This is a genomic window from Paenibacillus glycanilyticus (genome assembly GCF_030161375.1).
Lineage (GTDB): Bacteria > Bacillota > Bacilli > Paenibacillales > Paenibacillaceae > Pristimantibacillus > Pristimantibacillus glycanilyticus_B.
In genome coordinates, this window is sequence record NZ_BSSQ01000011.1 from 301129 (window position 1) to 327670 (window position 26542).

Genomic DNA, 26542 nt, shown 5'->3' on the forward strand with positions numbered 1-26542 from the left:
TCCTAGAGTTACACTAAGTTTGCGCGAATACAGATGCTTGCCGGCAAGCGATATCGTACATGATTAATGTTATTGGATACAGTTAACCAATGAAAGGTGGCAAACCGTCATGATAAGAATGGGTACAAGGAAAATATTTATGTTTATCATCGCATTTATGTTAGCGCTCACATTTTTTGTTCCTTCAATAAAAGTTGATGCTTATGGTCCTTCCGTGATGTACACCGGAACGAATCCGGCTCCAGGCTACCCAAGAGCAATACAACTTCAATATAACGGTGCCAATAATGGTAAGATGCTCGCTGTATTTGATCACAACGTGGCGACTATGCCTACTTTCAAAGTGTTTGAAAGCACTGATAGCGGGGCTAACTGGGCTCAAGTTGGTTCTGTGTCCGATACACAGAATGGTTGGGGGATGAGGTACCAGCCGCATCTGTATGAGCTTCCTCAGGCTATAGGCAATATGCCAGCGGGTACACTCCTTATTGCCGGAAACTCCATTCCTTCGGATTATACTGCAACCAAGATCGATATTTATAAGAGCAATGATCTGGGGAGGACATGGTCCTTCTTAAGTTCGGTAGCAACGGGTGGAGACGCTAACCCGGACAGTCTCCATGACCCGATATGGGAGCCATTCCTTCTAGTGGCTAATAATAAACTGATTTGCTACTATTCTGACGAACGTGATCCAGCTTATGCTCAGAAGCTTGTTCATCAGACTTCGACCAATGGTACATCTTGGGGCAGTGTTGTCAATGATGTTGCTTTAACGACACAATGGTATCGACCTGGTATGGCTACGATTGCCAAAATGGCTAATGGGAAATATATTATGACCTACGAAATGGCGCCGTTAAGTGGATGGCCGGTTCATTATCAAATCTCTTCAAATCCTGAGGTATGGGACACTGCAAATATGGGGACATATATTGGGGCTGGTGGAGGCACACCGTATGTCGTGACGATGCCTAACGGAAAAATCATAGTGTCCATGCTGGAACATCCTGAAATATTCGTAAACTCGAATAATGGGACCGGAAGCTGGACAACACTTTCAACTCCAATGGTAGATTCCTATAGTCGAAGCATGACCCCTTTAGCAAACGGCCGATTATTCATTATTACGTCCAATGGCAATAACATTGAATATGGAGATATGGATGCAGGTGGGACTTTGGCGAAATTTATTAATCGGAGCACAGGTAAAGCATTAGATAATACGGGATCCATAGTCGATGGGACGGACGTAGCTCAATGGACAAACGTAGCCTCCAATAATTTAGTCTGGGAGGTACAGAGGGGGAACGATGGCTATTATAAACTTAAGAGTGTAACAGGCCAAAGAAATTTGGATTCGTTGAATCGTACAGCAAACGGTCAGAATGTGGGGCAATCTACCAATTCCAATTCTAATAACCAACAGTGGAGAATTAACTATACGAGTGACGGATATCTCAAGCTGGTCAACCGGGCTAATGGCTTAGCTGTGGATACAGGGGGACTTAATTATAATGGAGCGCTCATGCAAATGTGGACTTTATCATCGAATTTCAATCAGTTCTGGACAATGGTTCCACAAAACTAAAGAATAATTAAGCACCTTCTAAAAGAAATGGCTTTCCTTAGTTGTTTATCAACTTAAGGAAAGCCATCTTTTTCTATTATTCTGACTAAGCTTAACCTTCCTGATCTATCTCAATACAATCAATCTCAACTTCACCAAATGTAGTATTGAACTGCAAAGTATTCACACCTTGGTTAAGAGAAATGAAGAGAGAAGCCCACAAAAATCGTTCCCAGTCTACAGCTGGAGGATAGCTTATGGGTAGGTTGACTTCATCATTTATTAAAACCGTTTGAATACTGTCTGTCTTAGTACCATTTGAGTATCGTATACGCAACTTATACGTTCCGCTAACTGGTACATGAATGTGATCGAAGCGAATGGAGCTGTCCAGAGAGATGAACCGAACTTTTTCGCCGCAAGAAGCATCTATATTGGATAAAATTTGCACGTTGCAGGTTTTGGCATGTCTGGCTTCATATCTTTGAGCGTGCAGAGGCCTGATTCCTACACGAATTTCATTGAGGTTAGTAACCAGATTTTCTACAGACGTTGCTTGATAAAGAATTCTATGGTCAAGACTAGTATCAAAGCTATGGCTATAACCTGCCAACTGATGATGATAAGTAACGGCCAGGGGTAACCTCTCCCATTTACCTTCGCCTAAATTGTAATTGACAAAAAAATTCTGTTCTCCAACAATGTTGCCATCGTTATTTACGCCCCATTTTGCTGAAACAATAATCATCCCATTGGGATGTTCGGTAGGAACCCATTTGCAATAAGGAGCAGCACCTATACCTACTCCATCCTCCAGAAGTAGTGGTGTTCCGATATCATCAGCATTCCATGTTAATCCATCATCAGAAAATTTAAAGTAAATCGGCCCAACATTATGGGCGTTACTTGGAAGATTAACGACCTCGTATGCAGCAAAAAATCGTCCATTGGGCAATCGGGTAACAGTAATCATACCTGGTCTATCGTTATTATTCGCTATTGCTACATCATTTACCAGCTCTCCCCAGCTCAAGCCGCCGTCTAAGGAAACGCGGTGTACCAGCGCTTGGTGAATACCATTGCTCTTCTGGCGTTCGTCGGAATAATAACAAACGAGGTTATCATAGGCATCAATTCCAAAGAAGGGTTCCCAAATGGAGGTTGTAGCCGCTTCTGCGCTTGCGTCACAAATAGCAGGTCCTCCGTGATCGACAGTGCTTAAGTATGTCCAGGAAGCACCGCAATCTTGGCTCATATAGACGACAATAGAGGTACTTGAACCGTCATTTGGAATACAATCTCCAGCGAGAAGGAGCGTGCCTGCAGGCAAATTTCCCAATTGAACGGGCAATTCAAATAAAACCGGCTGAAGTTTGTTTCCCAGTCCATATTGCGTGTCTCGAACGTTAGTAACAAATTGCCAGGTCGCGCCATTGTCCGTGCTTTTGTAGATGGGCCATACCGTCTCCTTATTAACAAAAGCATATAATTCATAGGTGCATAATAAAGTGCCGTTGCTAGGTCCATTGTGTCGTAAGCATAGGATGCGCGGATAGGCGGCACCTCCTTCTGCATAACTATGCGAGGGATCTGGCGTACCGACTAAGGATCCATTCAATGAGTATGGTAATGGCATAATCCTATAACCTCCCTGTACTTGTTAAGGTACGCTTCTTCTGAATTCCGCCGGAGAGATATTCTCCGTCTTTTTGAAAGTTGTGAAAAAATAATTCGCGTTCGTATATCCTACCTGCTCTGAAATTTCCGTTATCCTCAAGTTCGTCTCGATAAGGAGTTTTTTAGCCCATTCAATCCTAAGTCCATTGACATAGTTGGTGAATGATTCTCCCGTTTCTTTTTTGAATAAATACCCGAGGTATCCTGGACTGACATTGAACTTCTCCGCAAGAGTGGAGAGATTGATGTTTTCGGAGAGATGCTCGTCGATGTAACGGATTAATTTAGTCGTTATAGGGCTTACGTTCTTAAGGGCATGTTCAAACAAATCGAAGGCTTGATGAATCAAGCCTATTATGTCTTCCCGTATCTGATAGACCGATTGATTGACATATAGGGCAGTAAGCAGCTTAGGAAAAGAATCGAAAATAGGGAAGGAATCATGCTGCTTCTTTCTTATGGCATATTTAATCTGGTACACAATATCGATCACTAATTCTTTTACATCCGAAGGTTCATAAATCGTACTGTCTTGTAATTGGGAAAAAAAACTCTCGACGAAACGAATAGTCCGTTCACGGTCCAAAGCCATGATAGCGTCCTGAAGTTCTGTTCCATCGAAGGTAAACCTTTTTTTCATGATAGCTGCTGCTTGCATAGTCTCATCGTAGAAAAGAATACTGTTGGATGGACGGAGCATTTGATAATCTTGCAGTTGTTTGGCGCGGGTATAGCTCAGGTGGACATTCTGAAACATAGTCTCCAGACTGCCGACGGTAATAAATACGTCAACTCCAAGCAGTCTATTAATAACGGACACGCTTTCTTTGAGAATGGCTTTAATAGCATCAAAGTCTTGCTTCTTGGCGTTCGAGATAATGAGAGTGACGTCTTCTTCCGGACCGCAAAAGATTTGGAATTGGAGAATGCTGCCGATGATGTCCGTGCAAATGTTCTGAATGGCGAAACGCAGCAAATTTTTCTGTGGGATTTTGCTTGCTGCATGGTGCTCGTTTTGGCCAGCAACTTTTATGATCACCGTGATAAAGCTTGAGCTGTCGATGGACATATGGAGCAAAGATGCTCTCTCCAAAAACTCTCCCTTTTCGATATCGCCTGCTACCCACCGGTACAATATGTTATCTTTCAGAATGTTCATTCCCTGTCTAAAGTCGATCTGCTTATAGATTTCACTTTCAATTTTTTGAATGATATTTTGCAGGGTAGATTCAAGTTCAATTACGGACACGGGCTTCAGTAAATAATTCTCAATACCAAGGGCAATCGCCTTCTTGACGTATTCAAAGTCATCATAGCCGCTTAACACGATATATTTGACGTTCATCTGTTTCTCATTCATAGTCTCGATTAATTCAAGTCCCGTTAGAACCGGCATTCTAATATCAGTAATAAGGATATGGGCTGATGTGCGAGACAATAACTCGAGCGCTTCTGCGCCGTCCGAGCATTGACCGATCACCTCCAACCCCATTTCATTCCAGTTAATTAAATTGACTAAGCCGAGTAGAATGAGCGGCTCGTCATCGACTAGGATGACCTTGTACATTGCTGCACCTCCTGAAGAGTTAAGACTGGGATAATAATGGTCACTGTTGTGCCTGTTGCTTGATCGCTTTTAATGGACAAGCCGTAATGTTGACCGAAGGCGATTTGTATTCGCTCATTTACGTTAATTAATCCAATGCTGTCAGAAGGCAGAGGTTCTCGCTCTAAATTGCGATTGATTTCATTCAGCTTGGTTTCTGTAATGCCGCTGCCATTGTCTTCGATTGTGAATAGTAAGTGATCGCCTTCCCGAACTCCTCTCAGTAAGAGGTGATTGTTTTCTTTTTTAGGAAGAAATCCGTGAATGAGGTAGTTCTCAAGCAAGGGCTGCAAAAGATGTTTTATTATGCCGAGCTCAACAATATCACTATCAATCTCAAAGGTATAATCAAAGTTGTTCTCGTACCTGATTTTAAATAAGTTAAGATACAGGTCGCAAAATCCGATTTCTTCCTCTATGGTAACCGCCATCTGTTCCTTGGCGGAGCTTCGGAGCAGCTTCGCGAGAATATAGATCATATGCGCCGATTCCCTATCGCCCGACAGGACGGTCTTCATTCGAATGGCTTCCAGCGTATTGTATAAAAAATGCGGATTAACTTGAGCTTGAAGGGCTTTAAGCTCCGAGCTTTTTTGCTTTAATTCGAGTACGTAGAACCGGTCAATATAATCGACTAATTTCTCGCTCATGCGGTTGAAGCTAATCGATATTTCATCAAACTCATCCACATTCTGATTTTTGACAGGAAGGCGAATAGACAAATCTCCCGCTCCGATTTTCTTCAGATGTTTCGTGATGCGCAAAACCCTCTGAGAGAATATCTTAGAGCCAATATACATAAGCAGCATGCATCCCGAGATGCAAGCCAACGCAAGGAGAAGGATTTTGTCTCTAATCTCGTTCGCTTGGGAAAGTAGCAACTTCTCGGGAATGAGACTTACAACCATATTGCCTGTCTCGGGATCTGTTAATTTATACATGACGGTTGGCGTATGGTCGATGTTCACAGTACTTGAGCTAGTGACTTGTTGGATCTGATTAAAGGAAGTAAATTCTTTACCGTAATAGCGGTTAGAGGAATCGAATATCACCTCGCCGGAACTCGTTAATACAATGAAATCGCTTGCCAAATCATTTCTTTGCGAGGAAATGATATCCTGGAAGCTTTGCGTATCGAAATCGACCAGTAAAATACCGGCATCGTCTACAAGGTTATCCGCTTTTAATTTCATGGAAACCGTAAAAACAAAAGAATTCGAAATGCTGAGGTAAGCCGGATAATGAGCGGGATAGATTTCCGAAAACGATGACGACTGTCCGCTATGTCTAATAAGGTCCGGATAGCGGTATTCGTTGAGCAGATTATTCGTTACTGCTGTCTCAGAGTACTCATAGATGCGCTGATCTCTAATCTTGTAGACGGAAATACCGGTTATATCCCGGTCACGGCTTAGAGCAGAGGACATATAATCGTCGAATACCCACTTGGTTTCAATGTAATCCATGTTGAACGGACTGTAATCCTGCTGCAAAAAGTAATAAATATCCTGCACGAATTCCTTATCGATTAGAGTCTGCTTCAGCATCGTTTTTACGATATCGTATTTGGAATCAAGATGTGCCATTATTCGGTTTAACACTACGTCGTTATATTTAAGTTCTTTTTCTTTGATGAGGTCGGAGGTGTTGTTAACGGTTACATAGGCAAGGGTACAAAAAGTTACGATCGTGATAAACATATATACGAACAAAATTTTGTTGAAATATTTACGGCTGAAATAGCTTCGGTAAAGGTTTTTTATCATCGGCTTCTTCCTTCTTGGGTCCGTATTATGGTGATGATGATTATAAACGGAATTATAACACGCGTGCGCTCGTTGAGAGGCGGAATGAATGAGATTAATTGGATTCGTTACTAAATCGTGTATTTTTAAACTACAAGAAGGAAGAAACGGGAGGTAGAATGAAGACGAACAAGAGGTCGTTGAAGCGGTGTTGAATATCAGGAGAGGAGGGAATCTATGAAACCAAGAACGTCGCTGTTATTAATGGCTTTGCCCTGTTTTATTCTACTGATTGCATTCTCGTATGTACCGCTTTATGGGTGGATTTATACATTTTTTGAGTATAAGCCCGGTGTTTCACTGTCTGACAGCGCTTTCGTAGGCTGGAAATACTTTGAGATTGCTTTCTCTGACCGTGAAGTATTCAATGTGCTCCGGAATACGTTAGTCATTAGCTTCTTGTCTATTATATGTTCTCCTTTGCCCGTATTTTTCGCGATCCTGTTGTCTGAAATCCCTGGAAAACGGTACAGAAATTTTTTGCAGACCGTCACGACTCTACCGAACTTTGTCAGCTGGGTGCTGGTGTATTCTATTTTCTTCTCTATATTTGCGGTAGACGATGGTTTGCTAAATCAGCTTCTGTTCCAGTTAGGTATAGTGAACGAGCCAACCAATCTTCTCGCTAATGCGGATATTGCCTGGTATTTTCAAACGGCGGTAGGGATATGGAAAGGATTGGGCTTCTCGGCCATCATTTACTTTGCTGCGATAACCGGCATCGACCCCGAACAATATGACGCTGCAAAGGTAGACGGAGCCGGGTTATTTCAAATGATCAGGCATATTACGATTCCTGGCATTATCCCGACCTATCTTACCCTGCTGCTTCTCGGAATCGGCTCTCTTCTCTCAAACGGGATGGAACAGTTCTATGTGTTTAACAACGCGTTAGTCGAAGACAAAATACAAGTACTCGATCTTTATGTTTACAAAATCGGGCTCACGCTTAGCGATTATTCGTATTCAATTGCAATCGGTATGGCAAAGACTTTCGTGAGTCTGGTGTTATTGTTTATAGCTAACTGGATCGCCAAAAAAGTAAGAGGCGAGTCCATTCTGTGATCTCGAGGTGAGCCTGAAATGAATCTGAAAATGACGTGGAGACTCCGGTTATTTCATTTATTCAATTACGGTATTCTCAGTCTGTTTGCCCTGCTCTGCATGTATCCTTTTTATTATATTTTTATCTATACGATCAGCTCGCCGGATGCAGCGGGGAGAGGCAAGGTGACCTTGCTTCCGATTGAACCTACTTTGAACAATTACATTCTGATGTTTCAGAACGATGGTATTGTGTCGGCATTTGCCGTTTCGTTATCAAGAACGGTTATCGGTACCTTATTAAGCGTCTTTGTTAGCGCTCTGTTCGCTTATGTATTAAGTCGCAAACAAACGCCTTTACGTTCCTTCATGTACCGGGTAACGATCGCGAGCATGTACTTAAATGCAGGATTAATTCCTTGGTTTCTCGTCATGAAGGCTTACGGTTTGAACAACAACTTTCTCTTGTATGTGCTTCCTGGCGCGGTTTCCGCTTATTTCGTTCTATTAGTAAAGGTGTATATTGAGCAGCTTCCCTCTTCGCTTGAGGAATCAGCTATTATTGACGGAGCAGGTTATTTTACCGTGTTTATTAAGATTATTATTCCGCTGAGCATGCCCGTGCTTGCCGCAATAGGCGTATTTGCTGCCGTAGGCCAGTGGAATTCCTGGTTCGACAATATGATACTGGTAGATAATCAGAAACTGCAAACCTTGCAATATTTGCTATGGAGAGTGCTCAATCAATCGGAGGCGATCGCTCAAGCGATGCAAAGGCTGGATACATCGAACTTGAATAAAATGGACCAAGTTGTCATCACGCCCATGTCCATCAAGATGACGATTACGATGATCGTAACGCTCCCTATTCTATTGGTGTATCCGTTTATGCAGCGATTTTTTGTTAAAGGAATTATGCTAGGTGCGGTCAAGGGATAATTTATTAGAAAATTGGAGGTTTTCCTATGAAAAAGAGGGGTTTGATTCGTGTCAGTCATCTTCTAATTTTTATTATGCTGTCAACGCTGGTCGCTTGCTCGGGAAACAATGCCGTTAATTCTCCCCATGCGCAGAATACCGGCTCTGATCCTGCAGTCACCAATACGACCGGAGACAGTAATGCTGCTCCACCAACGGATTGCACCCTCAAATTATGGGGCATGATCGGCAATGGCAGCGTGAAGGAACCGGGCATTCAAGATGATGCGGTTGCCAAAGAAATCGAAAGAGTGGTAGGCTGCAAAATCGAGCTGTATCCGCATGAGAGCGACGAGATATTCGCAACGAAACTTGCGGGCGGGGAAATGCCGGATGTATTCGCAGTCAACCGGAAGTTCGCGAAACAATTAATTGATGCCAAAGCGGTCAAACCTTTGGACGAATTGATTGAAGAGCATGCGCCGAACATCGCGAAGCTAGACAAAGTTTTACAATATGATAGGGATTTTATGAGCGACGATTCCAAGCAGATTTATTTTACGACGAGAGCGGCGGAAGACTTCGTCTACAACTTTGACGTGGGCATGATGATCCGTTGGGATTACTACGAGGAAATGGGAAAACCGCCAGTCAACAATGTAGACGATTATATTAATGTGCTTGCCGAGATGATGAAAAAACATCCTACGACGGAAGACGGGAAAAAGGTTTACGGATTATCTCCTTATTTTGATTGGGGAATGTGGAGCTGGACGACGCCAGCCTACATTTACGGCATGTGGAATCATGGCATTCTGGATTACGACATGGCCAACAATCTGCAGCCAAGCAATGTGGTAACCAATGAGCAGAGCAGCTTCTGGAAGACAGTAGAAATCTATTATAAAGCGAAGCAAAAAGGGATACTGGATCCGGATTCCTTTACCCAGAAATTCGATAATGCGATGCAAAAAAACCGCGATTTGCGGGTATTGGGTGGTTTTGCTTCTTTCTGGTTCGGAGATCCGAATACGAAATTCCAGACTGCCGGCGAAGCCAAAGGCTTCATGCCAATCCCGCCTGCTGAAGGGACAAAAGCTTTTTGGGCAGGCTACTGGCAGCCGCTTGGCGCCGATTCTCATTACGCGATTTCATCCCATACCAAATATCCAGAGCAAGCGATCAAGCTGCTCGACTATTTGTACAGTCCCGAAGGCAACCGAACGCTTCGTTCGGGTGTAAAAGGCGAGCATTGGGACGAAGTGAACGGGGAATACGAGATTAAACCCGAGGTGCTTGAGCAGCGGCAGAAAGATCCGGATTTCAGCTTGAAAACGGGAATCGGCCGTTACGGCTTCCTGACGGGACTGCCCAATGAATTCCGCGGCGAGCAATTCGATTTGTTCAGCTTGCCGAAGTATCAAAAGCAATCTCCGCTGCAAAAAGAGTATTATGCGGAATACGGCGTCAAAGACGGCAAAGAGCTGTTGGACCAGCGGGTTGAGAATAAGGTTGTCAACACTGCCGTTCTGTTGCTGCAACCTCTGCAACCGGACGATACCAAGCGGATTGACGATAAAATTATCGACTATATTACCAAAGCAGCCGTAAAGGTTGTGTTGGCTAAATCAGATAAGGAATACGAGCAATTAAAGAAACAAACGATCGAGGAAGTCAAAAAGATGGACTTCGATCAGTCCGATGCTTACTGGACCAAGGTATCTCAAGATATCAAAGACTATATGGACAAGAACGATCTATCGGGAGTACCTGCTAAGTAAGGTCGGAAGCTAAGAACGTAATCGGAGGGATAGACATGGGCGAAACATTAGATCGAATTGGTATTGGAGTTCGAGGCGCTCCTTCAGAGCCTTTGTTCATACAATCAGACGAACTTGAAATCTTACTGGACAATAGGGATGGACTCCCTTATTCCTACAGGATGAAGCTGCAAGAAGAAACTTTCTGGGGAGAGCCGTACGGCTCTCCTATCCAAGCCACCTTATGCAGGCTGCAGCCTCGCCGATATGCAACCATGGAGGTGTCCGTCGCCAGATCGGAAGCGCATGAATCAAAGGTTGATTTTTATTTCAACGCTTCTATGGAGGGGAAGCTCGCGGCTACGTTCGCGATTCGTTATTGCCTTCAAGGGGCGACGGTCACGGTGACGTTGGAAGACGTTAAGGAACAGCCAGGCTACGAACTCATAGATCTCTCCATCCCCGGACTTGTCAGCATAAGGGAGACAGACGGCCATTCATGGCTCGCGCACGGCAATGAAGGAGGAAATCTGGTATCGCTGCATGAGGCAAAGTCAGGTACGCTACCTGAAAATAGCTATTTCGGCAAAGTGCTGGCTACGCTGCCTGTCGTTATGGCCGGAAAAGAGAAAGGCGCTTGTACCCTTGAGGTTCAATCTTTTCTCGATGGCACTCTGCTAAGCGTGGAGGAACAGAAGCAGCAGCGAACGGCGCTTCTCGGTACCGTGAAGACCTATAGGGTGAACGGCAGCCTTTCTTACAATATGAATGACGGCGGAGAGCGTATTTCAGGCAATGATCAAACGCCTAATCTGCTTGCTGACCAGCCATCCGTTTGCCGTCTGGATTTTGTCGGGGATTATGACGGAAACGGCGAAGTCGATTGGCTGGATGGGGCCAAGTCGGTAAGAGACCGGATGCCCCGCCGCCCGACAGACTTTTACAATGATAAATTATTGTACTTAATCGGATGCGACAATCCGACCTATGATCGGCCGAGGACGACTTTTGCCGAGTGTGAAGAACTTATCCGCAATATATCCATGCTGACCGATAACGCGCCGCAGATTGCATATTTGGCAGGGTTCCAATATGAGGGGCACGATACGGGATATCCGGCCGTTGATAAGGTCAACGAACGTTTGGGCGGTCATGAGGGTTTTCTTCGCTTGCAGCGTAATGCTCTCGAGCGGAATTGCTTGGTTAGTCTTGACGATAATTATGACGATGCCTACATGACAAGTCCGCAGTGGGATGAAGCGTATATTGCCAGACGTCCGGACGGCCAATTGTGGAGCAGCAGAAAGTGGAGCCGCGACATGTCCTATATTATCGGGCTTGCCAAATACATGAAAGGACCTGGCCCGGAACGCATCCGGTTTACGTCGGAGTTCTACAACCTCCAGCAGACGGTATTGGTGGATGTGCTGTCGTGGTTCGGAATTCGCAATGACTGGGACCCCGAGCATCCGGCAAGCGGAGTGAAGAACTTTATGGAAGGCAGAAGCAAGGTGTTTGATGAATATGCCAAATATGGCATTAATGTCGTGTCCGAGCAGCTGCGCTATCCTTGGGTAGGTAAAATGTCGTTAAGCGTAGACGGCGTACACGGCAGCCCATGTCCGTTCGGGGGGAAAGCCATTCCGATGCTTCCGCTTATATACAGACATTCCGTTGTTTATGGAGGCGAAAGCGGTCCTGCGCCTAAAGATCCTGCTTCCATTCTGTTCTATAACAGCCGTCCGGGGCCTTGGTTCGGAGCGGATTCCTCTTATGGCGATATTACCGATTTCTACTATTTAAACTTGATTCCATGGATGAAGCTTCATGATCTGGATATCGAGACGTTCTCACGCAATGGAGAGCTTGCTTCTATCGGATTATCAGGAGGAGCGGGTATCTTGATTGATGAGGAGCTTCATCAGCATGAAGCGATCTATAACGGCGCAACCATTTTGCAGAATTGGAGCTTGACCTGCCCGCTGGACGACAATCGCATCGTCTTTTATTCAAGGGAGGAGAAAGAGCTGAATTATCCTCTTCCGCCGGGCGCAAGGGTCGTTGACGTGCAGGCGCTCTATTCGGGCCATAGGGAAACGGCAGCTTACGCGATTATCGATAATCGCATTCTTATTCAAGTGCCTGCGCAGCGTCCAATCTTTGTTTATATAGACTAGTCATTGGATAAGAGAGGGAATAGCCATGAAGCAGCATAACACGGTTGAAGCAAGCAGAGAACGTACACGTTGGTTCCAGCGGGACCGGTTCGGCATGTTTATCCATTGGGGGCTTTATTCCATCCCTTCACGGCATGAATGGGTCCGCAGCCATGAGAAAATGACGGTTGACCAGTACCAAGTCTATTACGATGAATTTAATCCGGTAGATTATAAGCCGAAGGAATGGGCACGCCTTGCCAGAGAGGCGGGGATGAAATATGCGGTTCTGACGTCCAAGCATCATGACGGGTTCTGCCTGTTCGACAGCAAGCTGACGGAATATAAGTCTACCAATACGCTTGCCGGGAGAGATCTGGTAGCCGAGTTTGTAGAGGCATTCCGGGCGGAAGGCCTGAAGGTAGGCTTATACTACTCATTGATTGACTGGCATCATGAAGATTATCCGGCGTATGGCGATCGATATCATCCGATGCGCGACAACGAGGAGTATCGTCGCGATCCTCAAAACTTCCATCGTTATGTGGATTATATGCATGGGCAAGTGCGAGAGCTGCTGCAGAATTATGGAAAACTTGATCTAATGTGGTTCGATTTCTCTTATGACGATATGAAAGGCGAGAAATGGCGGGCGAGTGAACTGATGGAAATGATCCGTTCCATACAGCCTCATATCATCATGGATAACCGCTTGGAAGCTAATGGGGAAGAATTGGGCAGTATCTTTACGAAGGAACCAACTAGCTATGCAGGTGATTTCGCGTCACCCGAGCAGATTATACCTCCTGAAGGCGTGGTAGATACGGATGGGATTCCGATTCCTTGGGAGGCGTGTATCACGCTAAACAACAACTGGGGCTACACTTCAGCCGACCATCTGTACAAATCCGCTAGAACCGTAATCCGAAAGCTGGTTGAATGCGTGAGTAAGAACGGTAACATGCTCCTGAACATAGGACCGGATGCGAGAGGGAATATCCCAAAGGCGACTCTAGATATTCTTACGGAGGTTGGGGAGTGGCTCAACTTAAACGCCGAGAGTATTTACGGCTGTGGCCAATCGGAATTCCCTAAGCCGGATTGGGGACGGTTTACCCAGAATGGCAATCAACTATATGCCCATATTTATGAAGAGAGCATCGGGCCTATCCATATGCCTGGCCTTAAGGGGCGGGTAAAAAAAGCACGCATGTTAGCTGATGCGTCAGAAGTGTTCCTGTCCAATCCTTGGAATACGGCGATGTTCCCAAATGATGCATTCATTAGTCTCGCCCGTCCCGAACACTTCAGCTTTCCTCTGCCTGATGATAGGGTAACCGTGGTGAAGTTTGAACTGATTTAAGGTTTGACACACTCCTTGTATGGCAAGACGGGAAGGATAGGATAACTTAATGAATGAAAAATTGGTATTTCCCAAAAGAACCGTTCATTTGGATTTTCATACTGGCCCTTGGATTCATGATGTCGCGAGGGACTTTGACCCTGACTCATTCGCTCGTACGTTCCAAGAAGCGAATGTAGACAGCGTGACCGTATTTGCGATGTGCCATCACGGACATCTGTATTACAACACCAAGCATCCTTCCCGTCATCCCGGTCTGGCTGGCGGAATGGACTTGCTGGAGCAGCAGATTGACGCGTTGCACCGGGTCGGTATCCGGGCTCCTATTTATTTAAGCGTTCAGTGTAATGAGTATGCCGCCAACGAGCATCCGGATTGGATCGCGCTTAAGCCTGATCTGCAGCAGGTGAAATGGGGATCATCCGCCTTTACTCCCGGCTGGCAAATCATGGACATGTCGAGTCCTTATCAGGATTATCTAGCCGAAATTCTTGCGGAGGTATTGGATCGCTTTGCTCCCGTTGACGGCATTTTCATGGATATGTGCTGGGATCAACCAAGCTCGTCTAAATATGCAATAGAAGGAATGCTTAAGAAAGGGTACGACCCTCGCTTAGAAGAGCATCGATTATGTTATGCAAGGGAAGTATCGCTGCAATACATGGAAAGGTACCGGCAAATGGTTGAAGAGGCACAATCTAAGCATAAACCGGCTGGCACCTGGTTTAACAGCCGACCTAAAACAAATCTGCACCTTGAAAAGAAGCTGCTGCGGCATGTGGAGATCGAAGCTCTGCCGACGGGAGGTTGGGGATATGCGTACTTTCCGTATGTAGCCCGTTTCGTCAGACCGCTGGGCTTGCCGACTTTAAGTCATACCGGAAGGTTTTTTAAAAGCTGGGGAGACAACACTTCTCTTAAACCCGAGATGGCTTTGAAATATGAATGCTGTCAAATTCTGAGCCAGGGAATGACCAACGGCGTAGGCGATCTCCTCCATCCGCGCGGCGTTCCGGATAAATCCGTTTATGAGCTGATTGGCGGTGTTTACAGTCATATTAAGGCGTGTGAGCCTTACGTGGAAGAAGGTACATTGGTCAGCCAGATAGCGGTAATCGTAGATCCGGAGCAAGGGGATAATCCGGGACCTTCCGGTCTGGGGGTAACCAGAGCCTTGCAGCAGCTTCGTCAACAGTTCGATATCGTCCCACCGGAATTCCATATAAACGAATATGAGCTGGTCATTATTCCCGAATCCACCAAGGTGGATTTATCTTTGAAGAGCCGTCTCCAAACTTATCTAGCAAGCGGAGGCGCGCTCATCGTGACGGGGGCTGCGGCATTGGACGAATCAGGCCAGCCCATTCTGCGTGAAATGGGCATTGAAGTTCACGGATTAAGTCCTTACAGCCATACGTTTCTTCATGCTTCACCCGAGGTCTCTCATCGACTAGCCGACTACGGATACGTTATGTACGAGAAGGGCTTCAGGATGACGCCGGTAAGCGGAGCGGAGAGCTTGGTTACCATCGGCGAGCCGTATTTCCAGCGGGAATATAACCGGTTCTCCGGTCACGAGTATACGCCGGAAGCTCAGCTATCCCCTTATGCCGCGGCAGTTAAGAACGGCAAAGTCATTACTTTCTCTGTGCCGATTCTGGAGGCTTACGGCAAGCATGCCGCTCCTAATTATCGGCAATTGCTGGGTAACTGTATTGATCTATTGATCTCTCAGCCTTTAATCAGGGATGAAGGGCCATCCTCGCTGGAGACTACCGTCGTTCATAAAGACGATACCGTTGTCGTTCATTTGCTTAGTTTCAGTCCGCAAAGAAGAGCTGACAATCTGGATATCGTGGAAGATGCTTTTCCGCTGATCGATATGCCGATTTCAGTAAAGGCAAAGAAGAAGCCGCAACGCGTATTTTTGGCGCCTAATGAGCAGGAGCTGGCTTTCGATTACGACGGGGGATATGTTTCAACCCGAGTAACGGTGCTTGATGGCCATGCTTTATTAGTAATCCAGCAGTAGATTGGAGTAAAGGAATTCTTATTCCGATTCTATACAAGGGGGTGTACCGCCGTGCATTCGGGTGAAGAGGTATCTGTTCAAGAGGTGGAGAGCAAAGTCGGTAAATTAAAGTCTAATGGCTACAGCATTGGGTTTCCTAGCAGGGACCCCGATCTGGATGTATATCCCGGCTTTGTGCAACCACCGCAAGGATACGGCGAAGTGGCTTTTTACTGGTGGGTAGGAGATTCGCTCACCAAAGAAAGATTGGAATGGCAGCTGGAGCAATTAAAAGACCACCATGTAACCGCGCTTCAAATCAATTATGCGCATACTGACCAAGGAGGCGATTCGTTTGGATTGTCCATCGTCAGCGATCCCCCGTTATTTTCTGAAGAATGGTGGGAGCTGTTTGCCTGGTTCGCAGAAAAGGCAGGGACGTACGGTATCGCGGTCAGCTTGAGCGATTATACGCTGTGTTCGCCAGGTCAAGGATGGTATGCGGATGAAATATTGGCTAAGAAACCCTCGTTGGCCGGCTCGATTCTTAAATATGAGGTATGGGATGCGGAAGCGGGTCATGCGGAGCAGGTACTTCCTTCGCAAACGTTAAGCGTATCCGCCTTCCGGACAGATACAGAAGGCAAAGATCATGGAGAGTGGCTGGAGCTGTTATCTCATGTGGAGGGATCTAGCCTCAGATGGCAGCCGCCAGCAGGCTCTTGGAAGGTAATAGCTGTCTATTCGGAGACGGTTTCCCGTTCGATTGATCCCATGCATCCGGAGAGCGGAGCTATGGTGATTGAACATTTTTTTCAGCGATTCGAAGATCGGCTGTCCTGCGTACCATCGGCGCGATTGGGCTTCTTTTTCTCCGATGAACTGGAATTTGGCGTTAAGGGCCAGCTATGGAACGACAGGTTCAGGAGTGAATTCAGGCAGCGCAAAGGCTATGACATCGTTCCCGAGCTTGCCGCCCTATTTATGGATATCGGGCTGAGGACATCCAAAATCCGGCTTGATTACGGGGATGTCATGGTGGCGGTGTCAGAGGAGCATTATTTCATTCCGGTGTTCAATTGGCATCAGGAGCGTGGGATGATTTATGGCTGCGATCATGGGGGCAGAGGCAGGGATATAACGGAATTCGGCGATTATTTCCGTACACAGCGGTGGAATCAAGGTCCCGGCTGCGATCAGCCGGGCTTTCAAAGCGATCTGATCAAAAACAAAGTGGCGAGCTCGATTTCCCATCTCTATGAGCGGCCGCGGACTTGGCTGGAAGGCTTCTATGGGACCGGCTGGGGCACGAATACGGCGAGTGTGACCGACGCCGTGTTCCGAAACTTTGTGTCCGGACATAATTTATTGACGCTTCATGGCCTTTACTATACAACGTATGGCGGATGGTGGGAGTGGGCGCCGCCGTGCAATCATTTCCGAATGCCTTATTGGGAGCATATGAAATCGCTGTTGGCCTGTACGGAAAGACTCAGCTATCTGCTCAGCCAAGGCGTACATGCATGCGATGTTGCTGTCGTCTATCCGGTTGCAAGCATGGAAGCGGGAATTGACGGTCACGCTTCGGTTCAGTCTGCGTTTGGTATAGGGGAGTATTTATACAAACGGGGTATCGATTTTGACTTTATGGATTTCGAATCGTTGGACCGCGCGATTGTAGAGAACCGGGAGTTGCGCGTAGCAGGAGAAGCATACCGTGTTTTGGTGCTGCCTTCCATGCGGGTGCTTCGCTATTCAACGTTGCAAAAAGCGCATGACTTTCATAAAGCAGGAGGCATCGTCATTGCGCTTGACCGATTGCCGGAAGCCAGTGACCGGCTAGGTGCTGCAGATCCGGTTCTTGATGAAATCGTTCAAGCCGTGTTCGGATGGTCGGCTGCAGATGCTGCGGCAGCGGCTGAAGCTCACGTTGGTCGCACGAATCGAAATGCAGCCGGCGGCTTGGCAGTGACGGCCTATTCGTTCGAGGAAGCGGCTGACCTGATCAGCAGCGCGTTTCCGCGCGACTTCGCGTGTATGGGCGACATTACAGACAGTGATTTCCCTTATGTCATGCATCGCCGAATCGGCAATCGTCATGTCTATGCCGTCTATGGCGGACCCGAGCATGAGGAATGCTTCTTCCGCTGCCATGGATCCATAGAGCTTTGGAATCCATGGGATGGATCGGCTGAGTCTATTAAAGCTGCGCGGACATCACCGGAGGGGACTTTCCTACGGCTTCCCCCTGGACGCAAGCAAATGCAGCTGGTCGTATTTTCGCCGGTACGGGCAGAACGGAACGCTCATGACGATTTGCTGCCGGAACGTCGCGTGATAGAAGCGGAGCAAATGGAATTGAACGGTGAGTGGGAATTCGTCTTGCAGCCGACTATGGACAATCGCTTCGGTGATTTCCGTCAACCTCCTGACCATACAATCATTGGTGCCGAGGCAAGACAGTTCCGTTACGCATTGGAAGAAGAGGGGACCGTACAATGCTGGAGTGATCCCGGGCTGGATGATTCGTCATGGAAGCGGGTGACCTGCGGGTACGGTCCCTATTTCTGGAAGCTTGGCCCGATACCGGATTCATGCTGCTCCGATAAGTTGGAAGCGGAATTAAGGGCAATGACGAGCGCTCCCGAGCGACAATTCGTTACGGTACAAAGCGGCCATTATAATTGGGAGCTGTATGAATTCTCGATGCGGTACGGCATGGAAGGAGATCCGGGCCATCAAGGGTATCACGGTTTGAAGGGAGAAATGTCGGATGACTTCCTTGCTGTAGGGAACCGGCGGTTTACCCAGACGGATACGCAATATGAAGCGGAAGAGGAAGGGGAAGGGGAAGCAACTTACTTCTGGTCTACTTTTGACGCGTACGAAGATACTGCCGTGAAAATGCGCATTGGAGGCAATCGTCCCGTAACCATCTGGCTCAATGGCAATCCGATTAACGGGGATGAAGGTGTCGTTACCGTTGAGAAAGGCGTTAATCGAATTCTGCTCAAGTACGATCTTCCGGGCCGGGGCCACGTCGTGTTTGAAAGAACGACAGCGCCGGAAGATTGGAAGCAGCCGATTCCGCTCGCCATGTCATGGTACAACAAACCCGGCGTAATTCCCTATCAAGCTTATCCGGGAAATCGTAGTCCCGTAGCAGGATGGTACCGGTTTACCGCTCCGCCGGGATTGCATGAGATGAACATCACTGCGCATGGAGACATTAGCGTATGGGTGGATGGCGAGGAATATGCCGCTGAGCAGCAGCATTCTCTCGATGACGGGGCGCGTGCCTACACGGTAAGAATAGCTCCGCATAGGAAGGGAACCAGCTCGATTGCTGTACGCATTTCGTATGATATATCAGCCTATGCCGGAGCTGCCCTGCCCGTACCCATTAAGCTGCAATGCGGAGAGGGAACGATCCAGCTTGGAGACTGGTCCGCTATCGACGGTCTAACCTGTTATTCGGGCGGAGCTGTCTATCGCAAGGAAGTAGAGTGGACTCGGGAAGACGATCCGCATGCTTATCAAGTGAAGCTCGATTTGGGCGCCGTCTCGGCTACAGCCGAAATCCGTGTAAATGGGCAAAACGTTCAGACATTGCTTGCTCCGCCATGGCATGCGGATATTGCGAAATGGCTTGGGAAAGGAAGCAATTTGATTGAGGTAAAGGTGTACAACACGCTAGCGAATCACTATGTAACCATCCCTACCCGTTATCGAGGGGATTTGATCTCCGGACTTCTTGGTCCGGTCCGGCTCCATATTAGCAATAAATGACTAATAGGCGTTTGCTGCAGCCGTTAACCAATTGCATTAGCGGCTGCGGCAAGTCCTTGTGGATTAACCTTAGGAAAAAAGGAGAATGCATATGCGATTCAGTACCAATCGTAGAGTATCTTTACACAAATCTATCATTTGGTTATTAGTCATCATATTGGTTCTGCCGGGGGCCGTATTTGCTTCCAGCCCGGAGAGTTCTTCATCATCATCTTCGCAAGATACCGAAGGCCATTGGGCAGAAGATACGATAAATAAATGGAAAACCGAAAACTTTATTTCGGGGTATTCCGATGGAAGCTTCAGGCCGGACGCTCCAATATCCCGAGCGGAATTCGTCGTTCTGTTAGATAGAATTTTTAATTATTTACAAGTATCTAGCAACGCAGCATTCAAAGATGTTTCAAAAGAAGCCTACTATTACGAAGCGGTGCAAAAAGCTGTAGAAGCGGGAATCATTACGGGTTATGCAGATGGTTACTTCAGGCCAGTACAGCCTGTTAGTCGCGAAGAAGCGGCAGTCATGCTGTTTCGAGCATTCAAATTGAAAGCGATTGCAGACAAGGGAGAGTCTGCATATAAAGACCAATTGCAGGCTTGGAGCAAGGAGGCTGTACGAACGCTTCGAGGCTCGGGTTATATTCTTGGATATAGCGATGGCACCTTTGGCGGCAGCCGATCCATAACGCGTGCCGAAGCGCTGACGCTGATCGATCGAATGGCAGGAACGGTTATTCATAAAGAGGGAAAATACAGCGCCATTAAGACAAGGAATGCCATTGTGAATACAGACCATGTGGTGCTGAAAAACACGATTATTGATGGCAATCTGTATTTGACGGAAGGCATCGGAGAGGGAGAGGTTCAGCTAGATCACGTTACGGTCAAAGGGGAAGTTCACATCTATGGCGGGGGGAACAATAGCGTAATACTCGATGGCGTAGCCATTAATCAATTAATCGTAGACAAGAAGAATGGCAAAATCCGTATCGTAGCCCAAGGCGGCACAACCGTACAGGAAGTGAATCTGTTATCTGGAGCCATCCTGGAAGAGAAAGCGCTGGAAAGCTCCGAGGGCTTCATCGACGTATGGCTGGATGGTCAGATGCCTGCTCAAGCGAGAGTGGAATTAACAGGAAGCTTCAATCACGTACGAAGCGAGTCGAACCATTCCCCGAGCATCACTCTAAATAATGGGCGAATAACGTTGCTGGAGCTGCTGTATTCTTTAGCATTAAAGCTTAATGACGGTACGGTTATCGATCAGCTTGATGTAGCGAAAGACGCCATTATTCACGTGAATGGCAAAGGGAAAATTTCAAAGAGCAAGCTTGGCAATGACAAAGCTGAAATTATTTATGATGATCAACCCGGTTCTGCGGGTTCTGGATCTAATGCTGGTTCGAATCCAGATCCCAATAATGGGATACCGACTTTTACGAATGCGTCCGTGCATGATCCGTCTGTCATAAGAGTGGGCGATATGTTCTATGTATTTGGTTCCCACTTGCAAGCGGCGAAGTCTAGCGATTTGATGAATTGGCAGATGGTTGCATCGGGTGTAACGGATGGCAATCCGCTCTTTCCAAACGTAAAAACGGAGCTCAAAGAAACGTTCGATTGGGCTCAAGCCGACACGCTGTGGGCTGCAGATGTCATTCAGCTCACCGACGGCAAGTTTTATTTCTACTATAACGCGTGCAAGGGTGATTCACCGCGGTCAGCACTTGGCGTTGCGGTATCGGATAATATTGAAGGGCCGTATAAAGATCTCGGTATTATCCTGAAATCTGGCATGTGGGGGCAGCCAGGAGAAGGCGGAACGATCTATGACGCCAACGTTGATCCTAACGTCGTTGATCCAGATGTCTTTTATGATAAAGATGGGAAGCTGTGGATGGTATATGGCTCTTACTCCGGCGGGATATTTATTCTGGAAATGGACTCTGCTACTGCTAAGCCTAAACCAGGACAAGGTTATGGGAAAAAGATCATGGGCGGTTACCATGCCAATATTGAAGGACCGTATATGCTTTACAGTCCGGAAACCGACTACTATTACTTATTCACCTCGTTTGGAGGATTGGATGCAAACGGTGGATATAATATCCGAATTTCACGTTCGCGTACGCCGGATGGCCCTTTTTATGATGCAGAAGGCAACAATATGATTGATGCCAAGATCAAGCCAAATACATCCGGTAATGAGAGTATTTCTCCATATGGCGTCAAATTAATGGGTAACTTCCTGTTTGAACGCAATCTTGGCGAGCCAGGTTCGGGAAGCGGCTTCGGCTATGTTTCACCTGGACATAACTCAGCTTATTATGATGAAGCTACCAAAAAATACATGCTTATTTTCCATACTCGGTTTCTGGGTCGGGGAGAAGAGCATGAGATTCGCGTACATGAGATGTTCATGAACGAAGATGGCTGGTTAGTAGTTGCTCCGTACCGCTATGCAGGAAATGCGGTCAACACCAAAAACATAGGCAATCCGGTTGGAGATTATAAATTCATTAACCACGGCAAGGATATAACGAAGCAAATCAAAGGTTCACAGTCGATTGCTTTGAATGAGAACGGTACAATTACCGGTGCGGTTAGCGGTACTTGGACTAGGAACGGTGACGCGCAGGTTGAGTTCACCATCGATCAAATCGTATACAAAGGTCTGTTTATTCGGCAATGGGATAATGCGGGCAATCGTGAAGCGTTGACGTTTAGCGCGACTTCTGATAAGGGGGTAGCCATCTGGGGAAGTCAAATGGCCGAGCTGACGGATCAGGAGATCGTAAATAATGCGATGAAAGAGCTAAGTCTTGGCGATACGCATAGCGTATTTTCCGATATCAGTCTCCAAGTAAAAGGCTTCCGAAATCTGAACATCGAGTGGTCCTCCTCCGATCCGGCTTATGTCACTAATACAGGTGAAGTGAACCGTCCAGCTTCAGGTACTGGAAATCAGACAGTTGTTTTGACAGCGACAATTGCGAAAGGGACAGCAAGCACGACCAAATCCTTTACGGTAGTCGTCGAGCAGTTACCGGCATATGCCCCCCTAACCGGCTATTATTCCTTTAATGATTGGACTGACTCGATCGCGAAGGATGATTCCGGAAACGGCTATCATGCAAGCCTGCATGGCGGCGTAAGCGAGAATACGCACGGCAAGGAGGGATCGGCCCTTGCATTCGACGGGAAAGACGGATATGCACAACTCCCAAGCGTAGCGACCGCTGCAGAAGAATTCACCTTCGCTGCTTGGATTAACTTTAAAGGGGGAGCAGCTTGGCAGCAAATCTTCAACTTCAGCAATGGCGAGGAGAACTTTATGCTGTTAACCCCGGATACGGGCAATGGTTCGGTACAGTTCAATATTCGAAGTTTAGACAAGGATTATTACATGGTATCTCCAACGCCATTGCCTAAAAATCAATGGACCCATATCGCTCTTACCATCGCGGACAATACAGCAAAGTTGTATGTCAACGGCGAACTCATGGTACTAAAAAATAATATTATGCTTAGTCCGGTTGATTTACAGGTTAACAAAGCTTATGTAGGCAAAAGTGTATTCGATAGGGATCCTTATTTCAATGGTAGCCTGGATGAGATGAAGCTGTATAACCGTGCGCTTACCCAGCAAGAACTGCTCGATTTGATGGGAGGTACACAACAGAATAAGGAGAGAGCAAAATATACATTCGATCGAGACGCTGTAACGGATGCGAGTGATCATCACTACGATGCGGAATTGTTCGGCAATGTCTCCGTTACAAGCCCGACTAATGGTAAAATCGGCTCTGCAGCGCAATTTGACGGTTCTTCGGATTATCTGAAACTGCCTGCAGGCGTTATCGCTACGGAAGATATTACGATATCGGCATGGGTCTATTGGCGTGGAGGCGGAGCCTTCCAACGCATATTCGATATGGGCGGTCCAGGCGGTTTCATCTGGCTTGCGACAAGCGACAATTGGGAGAATCCGAGCTCGGGACTCGTGCATTTCAGTATGTATGATGGGGCAGATCACCCCCTAGTAAGCAAGCAGCCTCTTCCACAGAATGAATGGGTTCATATCGCGGTAACGATTAGCGGGAAAACGGGCAGTTTATACGTCAATGGCGAACTTCAGGATACGGATGATTCCTATGTCACCGCGCCAATCAGTCTCGCTGCCAATGATAACTACATTGGTAAAAGCCGGTTTCCAGACCCTCTGCTGAATGGCATGATTGATGAGTTTACCATTTATAATTATGCGATGACAGCAGAAGAGATTATGGCTTTGCAGACTTAATGGGTTAATAAAGACCAATCGTCGGGAATCAACCGGCAATTGGTCTTTATTCGTAAACGGAAGATACCTAAAGTAAAAACAGTCCACTAGTAGAACGAATTGGTAAAACCATACAATTAAAGATGGATGTGATTAAAACGATGGGAGGGTGGATGCATCGTAAAAATACCAAAGTTGGGCTATCATGCTAGACATTGCTTCGTTATTTTATTCCAGGACTAATATCACGTTAGTACAAGGGAGAGTGATTTTTATGTTAAAACGTAAAATTGTTTTCATCCTAATAATAATGACGTTGCTAGTATCGAATTTTCCATTTAATAGAGGGACTGTATACGCGGATTCACCTGCAAGTTTTGCTGTTGCAGCAACTTTATTTATAATTAAAAACGAAACGACTGTCTCTAATGCTAAGATCAATTGGCCTACAGTTTCAGGAGCTACCAGTTATGAAGTTACGAGATCAGTGAATAATGGCTCTTTCTTATCCCTTCAAACGTTAACAGGTACAACACTAGATGATTATGGTCTAACGGTTGGCAGTAGTTACAAATATCAAGTAAAAGCTTATTCCGGAAGTACATTAATTACCTCGGCGATCTCTCCTCCGTATACTCCCTATGCGCTGCCATCTGGCTTAACTACATTTGATAACTTACAAAGCTCCACCTTGAAAACACCAAATGAACTTAAAGTAGGAAATATTTATTATAGATTTAATTTCACCTCCAAAACTGGCGGTGGATTTGGACAAATCATCCAGCAAACCTCTACAGATGATATTAACTATGGGAATGACACAGTTGTTCTCTCCTATACAGATAATCCGGATCTAAATAACTGTAAATTTGAAGGGATAAGCATTTTGTACCATGCACCTACAAATAAGTTTGTATTTTGGGCTCATTATGAAAATAGCACAGACTACTCTCTTGCCAGACTGTCCGTTGCATCAGCGACACCGGGACAACCTTTTACGTTTATCAAAAGTTTTAGGCCTGCGGGAAATGAATCGCGAGATATGAGTATATTCAGAGATGATAATGGTCTGGCTTATTTGATCTCTACATCTAACAATAATTCGGATACGATATTATATCAGTTGACTACTAACTGGCTTGATATTGACCATCAAGTTTCGGTCATTTATTCAGGACAGCACAGGGAAGCCCCATCCATGATTAAGAAAGATGGTGTTTATTACTTATTTACCTCTCAGGCAGCAGGGTGGTATCCAAGTGTACCTATGTACTCATCTACTGGTAATATTGAAGGTCCATGGTCGGAATTAAGAACGATTGGCAACACCTCAACTTTCTCGGCACAGTCAGGTGGTATTGTACGGCTAAAGGCTAATACGGGGACAAACTTCGTAATGGTTGCATTTCGATGGATGTTCGGGTGGTCTGGGATCGTAAATGGCCAGACACAACAGAGGCTGTTGCCATTTACTTTTTCTAATGGCTTTGCTTTTTATGATTACTTTGATCAAGTCCTATATAGTGCTGCTAACGATGTTGTTGTGCCCGTGCAAAACGGAAAGCTGTTATCGCAAGGCAAACCAGCAACTGCTCAGACCGCTTTATCGACAAATCCAGCAAGTAATGCAAATGACGGCAATTATCAAACGATATGGACAGCGACAGGTGTAACATGGCCGCATTGGTGGAAGGTTGACCTCGGTTCCGTTCAAGATATTAGAAATGTCCAAATCTCTTGGAATATGGTAAAGGGCTCGGAAGCATTTTATCAATACAAAATTGAAACAAGTACAGATAACGTTAATTGGTCAACGGCTCTCTCCCGAACAAATACAAGTAATAATGACTCCTATGGGTTTACCTCGGATCCCATATCATCCAAAGCTAGGTATGTAAGAATCAACATGGTTAATGCAGTGCTCATGAACAATCCAAACAATTGGTATACACCACAGTTGTGGGAAGTGAAGGTTTTTGGAGAACCTGCAGCTGCAACAACCCGATTGCAGTCTCAAAATTATGCAACGAGATATATTACAAATGACAATGGTACGGCTAGAGTTCTTGAAAATCCTACTCTAGCAAATTCGGAGTGGCTGATGGTTCCTGGCTTGGCCGATCCTGCAGGGGTTTCATTCGTCCTAAAGAGCAATCCGAGCATATATCTACGTCATAACAATTATATTCTTTACGCGCAATCTGGTTCAGGCTCAACTTTTGCGGCTGATGCAACTTTTTATAAAGTAGCAGGATTGGCAGATAGTAGTAAAGTTTCATTCCAGTCTTATAACTACCCGTCCATGTATATTCGGCATTATAACTTTAACTTGAGAATTGATCCTATTAGTACAAGCACAGAAAAGGGAGACGCAACTTTTCTATCACTTTAATATAATTAATACAGTAGCCATTTCTCAGTCATTATTAGTGACTGAGAAATGGCTATAGTCTTTTTAGACAGGTAATAAAAAGATACCCTGTGTAAAGACGTCCCACTGTCCTCGTTGCATCAAGTTTATTTATACTAAATAGCAAGGAGGGGATTTAAGTGGGAGGACG

At 46.1% G+C, this 26542-nt stretch carries 13 protein-coding genes; 10 read left to right on the plus strand and 3 right to left on the minus strand.

Annotated elements, in window-relative coordinates:
- The first annotated feature begins 109 nt into the window (after positions 1–109).
- Positions 110–1591: an RICIN domain-containing protein gene (locus QQK89_RS13915; RefSeq protein WP_284239163.1), complete on the plus strand. Its 1482-nt coding sequence runs from the start codon at positions 110–112 to the stop codon at positions 1589–1591.
- 91 nt (positions 1592–1682) lie between these two features.
- Here the strand turns inward: QQK89_RS13915 and QQK89_RS13920 are convergent, their stop codons facing one another.
- From QQK89_RS13920 to QQK89_RS13930, 3 genes are read right to left on the minus strand one after another with little or no spacing between them, the layout of a single operon-like run.
- Positions 1683–3206 carry an exo-alpha-sialidase gene (locus QQK89_RS13920; RefSeq protein WP_284239164.1) on the minus strand — a complete coding sequence of 508 codons (1524 nt, stop codon included), beginning with the start codon at positions 3204–3206 and terminating at the stop codon, positions 1683–1685.
- Positions 3207–3230: 24 nt separating this feature from the next.
- Positions 3231–4814: a response regulator transcription factor gene (locus tag QQK89_RS13925; protein WP_284239165.1), complete on the minus strand. Its 1584-nt coding sequence runs from the start codon at positions 4812–4814 to the stop codon at positions 3231–3233.
- Entirely contained in the window at positions 4796–6619 is a 1824-nt protein-coding gene (locus tag QQK89_RS13930) for a sensor histidine kinase (protein ID WP_284239166.1), read from the minus strand. Before QQK89_RS13930 ends, QQK89_RS13925 begins: the two co-directional genes overlap by 19 nt.
- 216 nt (positions 6620–6835) lie before the next feature.
- On the opposite strand from QQK89_RS13930, the gene QQK89_RS13935 reads away from it, so the two are divergent.
- The 9 genes from QQK89_RS13935 (at position 6836) to QQK89_RS13975 (ending at position 26373) form a co-directional block, all read left to right on the plus strand.
- Positions 6836–7723, plus strand: a complete 888-nt coding sequence (locus QQK89_RS13935; protein WP_284239167.1) for an ABC transporter permease — start codon at positions 6836–6838, stop codon at positions 7721–7723.
- A gap of 18 nt (positions 7724–7741) precedes the next feature.
- Positions 7742–8641 (plus strand): carbohydrate ABC transporter permease, encoded by a 900-nt coding sequence (locus tag QQK89_RS13940; protein WP_284239168.1) that lies wholly within the window; start codon positions 7742–7744, stop codon positions 8639–8641.
- A gap of 26 nt (positions 8642–8667) precedes the next feature.
- The gene (locus tag QQK89_RS13945) at positions 8668–10401 is read left to right on the plus strand and encodes an extracellular solute-binding protein (protein ID WP_284239169.1); all 1734 of its coding nucleotides are present in this window, start codon (positions 8668–8670) and stop codon (positions 10399–10401) included.
- 35 nt (positions 10402–10436) lie between these two features.
- Positions 10437–12557 carry an endo-alpha-N-acetylgalactosaminidase family protein gene (locus QQK89_RS13950; RefSeq protein ID WP_284239170.1) on the plus strand — a complete coding sequence of 707 codons (2121 nt, stop codon included), beginning with the start codon at positions 10437–10439 and terminating at the stop codon, positions 12555–12557.
- Between the two features lie 25 nt (positions 12558–12582).
- Positions 12583–13899, plus strand: a complete 1317-nt coding sequence (locus tag QQK89_RS13955) for an alpha-L-fucosidase (RefSeq protein WP_284239171.1) — start codon at positions 12583–12585, stop codon at positions 13897–13899.
- A gap of 49 nt (positions 13900–13948) precedes the next feature.
- A complete protein-coding gene (locus QQK89_RS13960; RefSeq protein WP_284239172.1) occupies positions 13949–15931 on the plus strand; it encodes an alpha-amylase family protein in 1983 nt (660 codons plus the stop codon).
- 51 nt (positions 15932–15982) lie between these two features.
- Positions 15983–19699: a glycosyl hydrolase gene (locus QQK89_RS13965; RefSeq protein ID WP_284239173.1), complete on the plus strand. Its 3717-nt coding sequence runs from the start codon at positions 15983–15985 to the stop codon at positions 19697–19699.
- A 91-nt stretch (positions 19700–19790) separates the two neighbouring features.
- The gene (locus tag QQK89_RS13970) at positions 19791–24002 is read left to right on the plus strand and encodes a LamG-like jellyroll fold domain-containing protein (protein WP_284239174.1); all 4212 of its coding nucleotides are present in this window, start codon (positions 19791–19793) and stop codon (positions 24000–24002) included.
- 253 nt (positions 24003–24255) lie between these two features.
- The gene (locus QQK89_RS13975; RefSeq protein WP_284239175.1) at positions 24256–26373 is read left to right on the plus strand and encodes an AbfB domain-containing protein; all 2118 of its coding nucleotides are present in this window, start codon (positions 24256–24258) and stop codon (positions 26371–26373) included.
- Positions 26374–26542 lie beyond the last annotated feature (169 nt).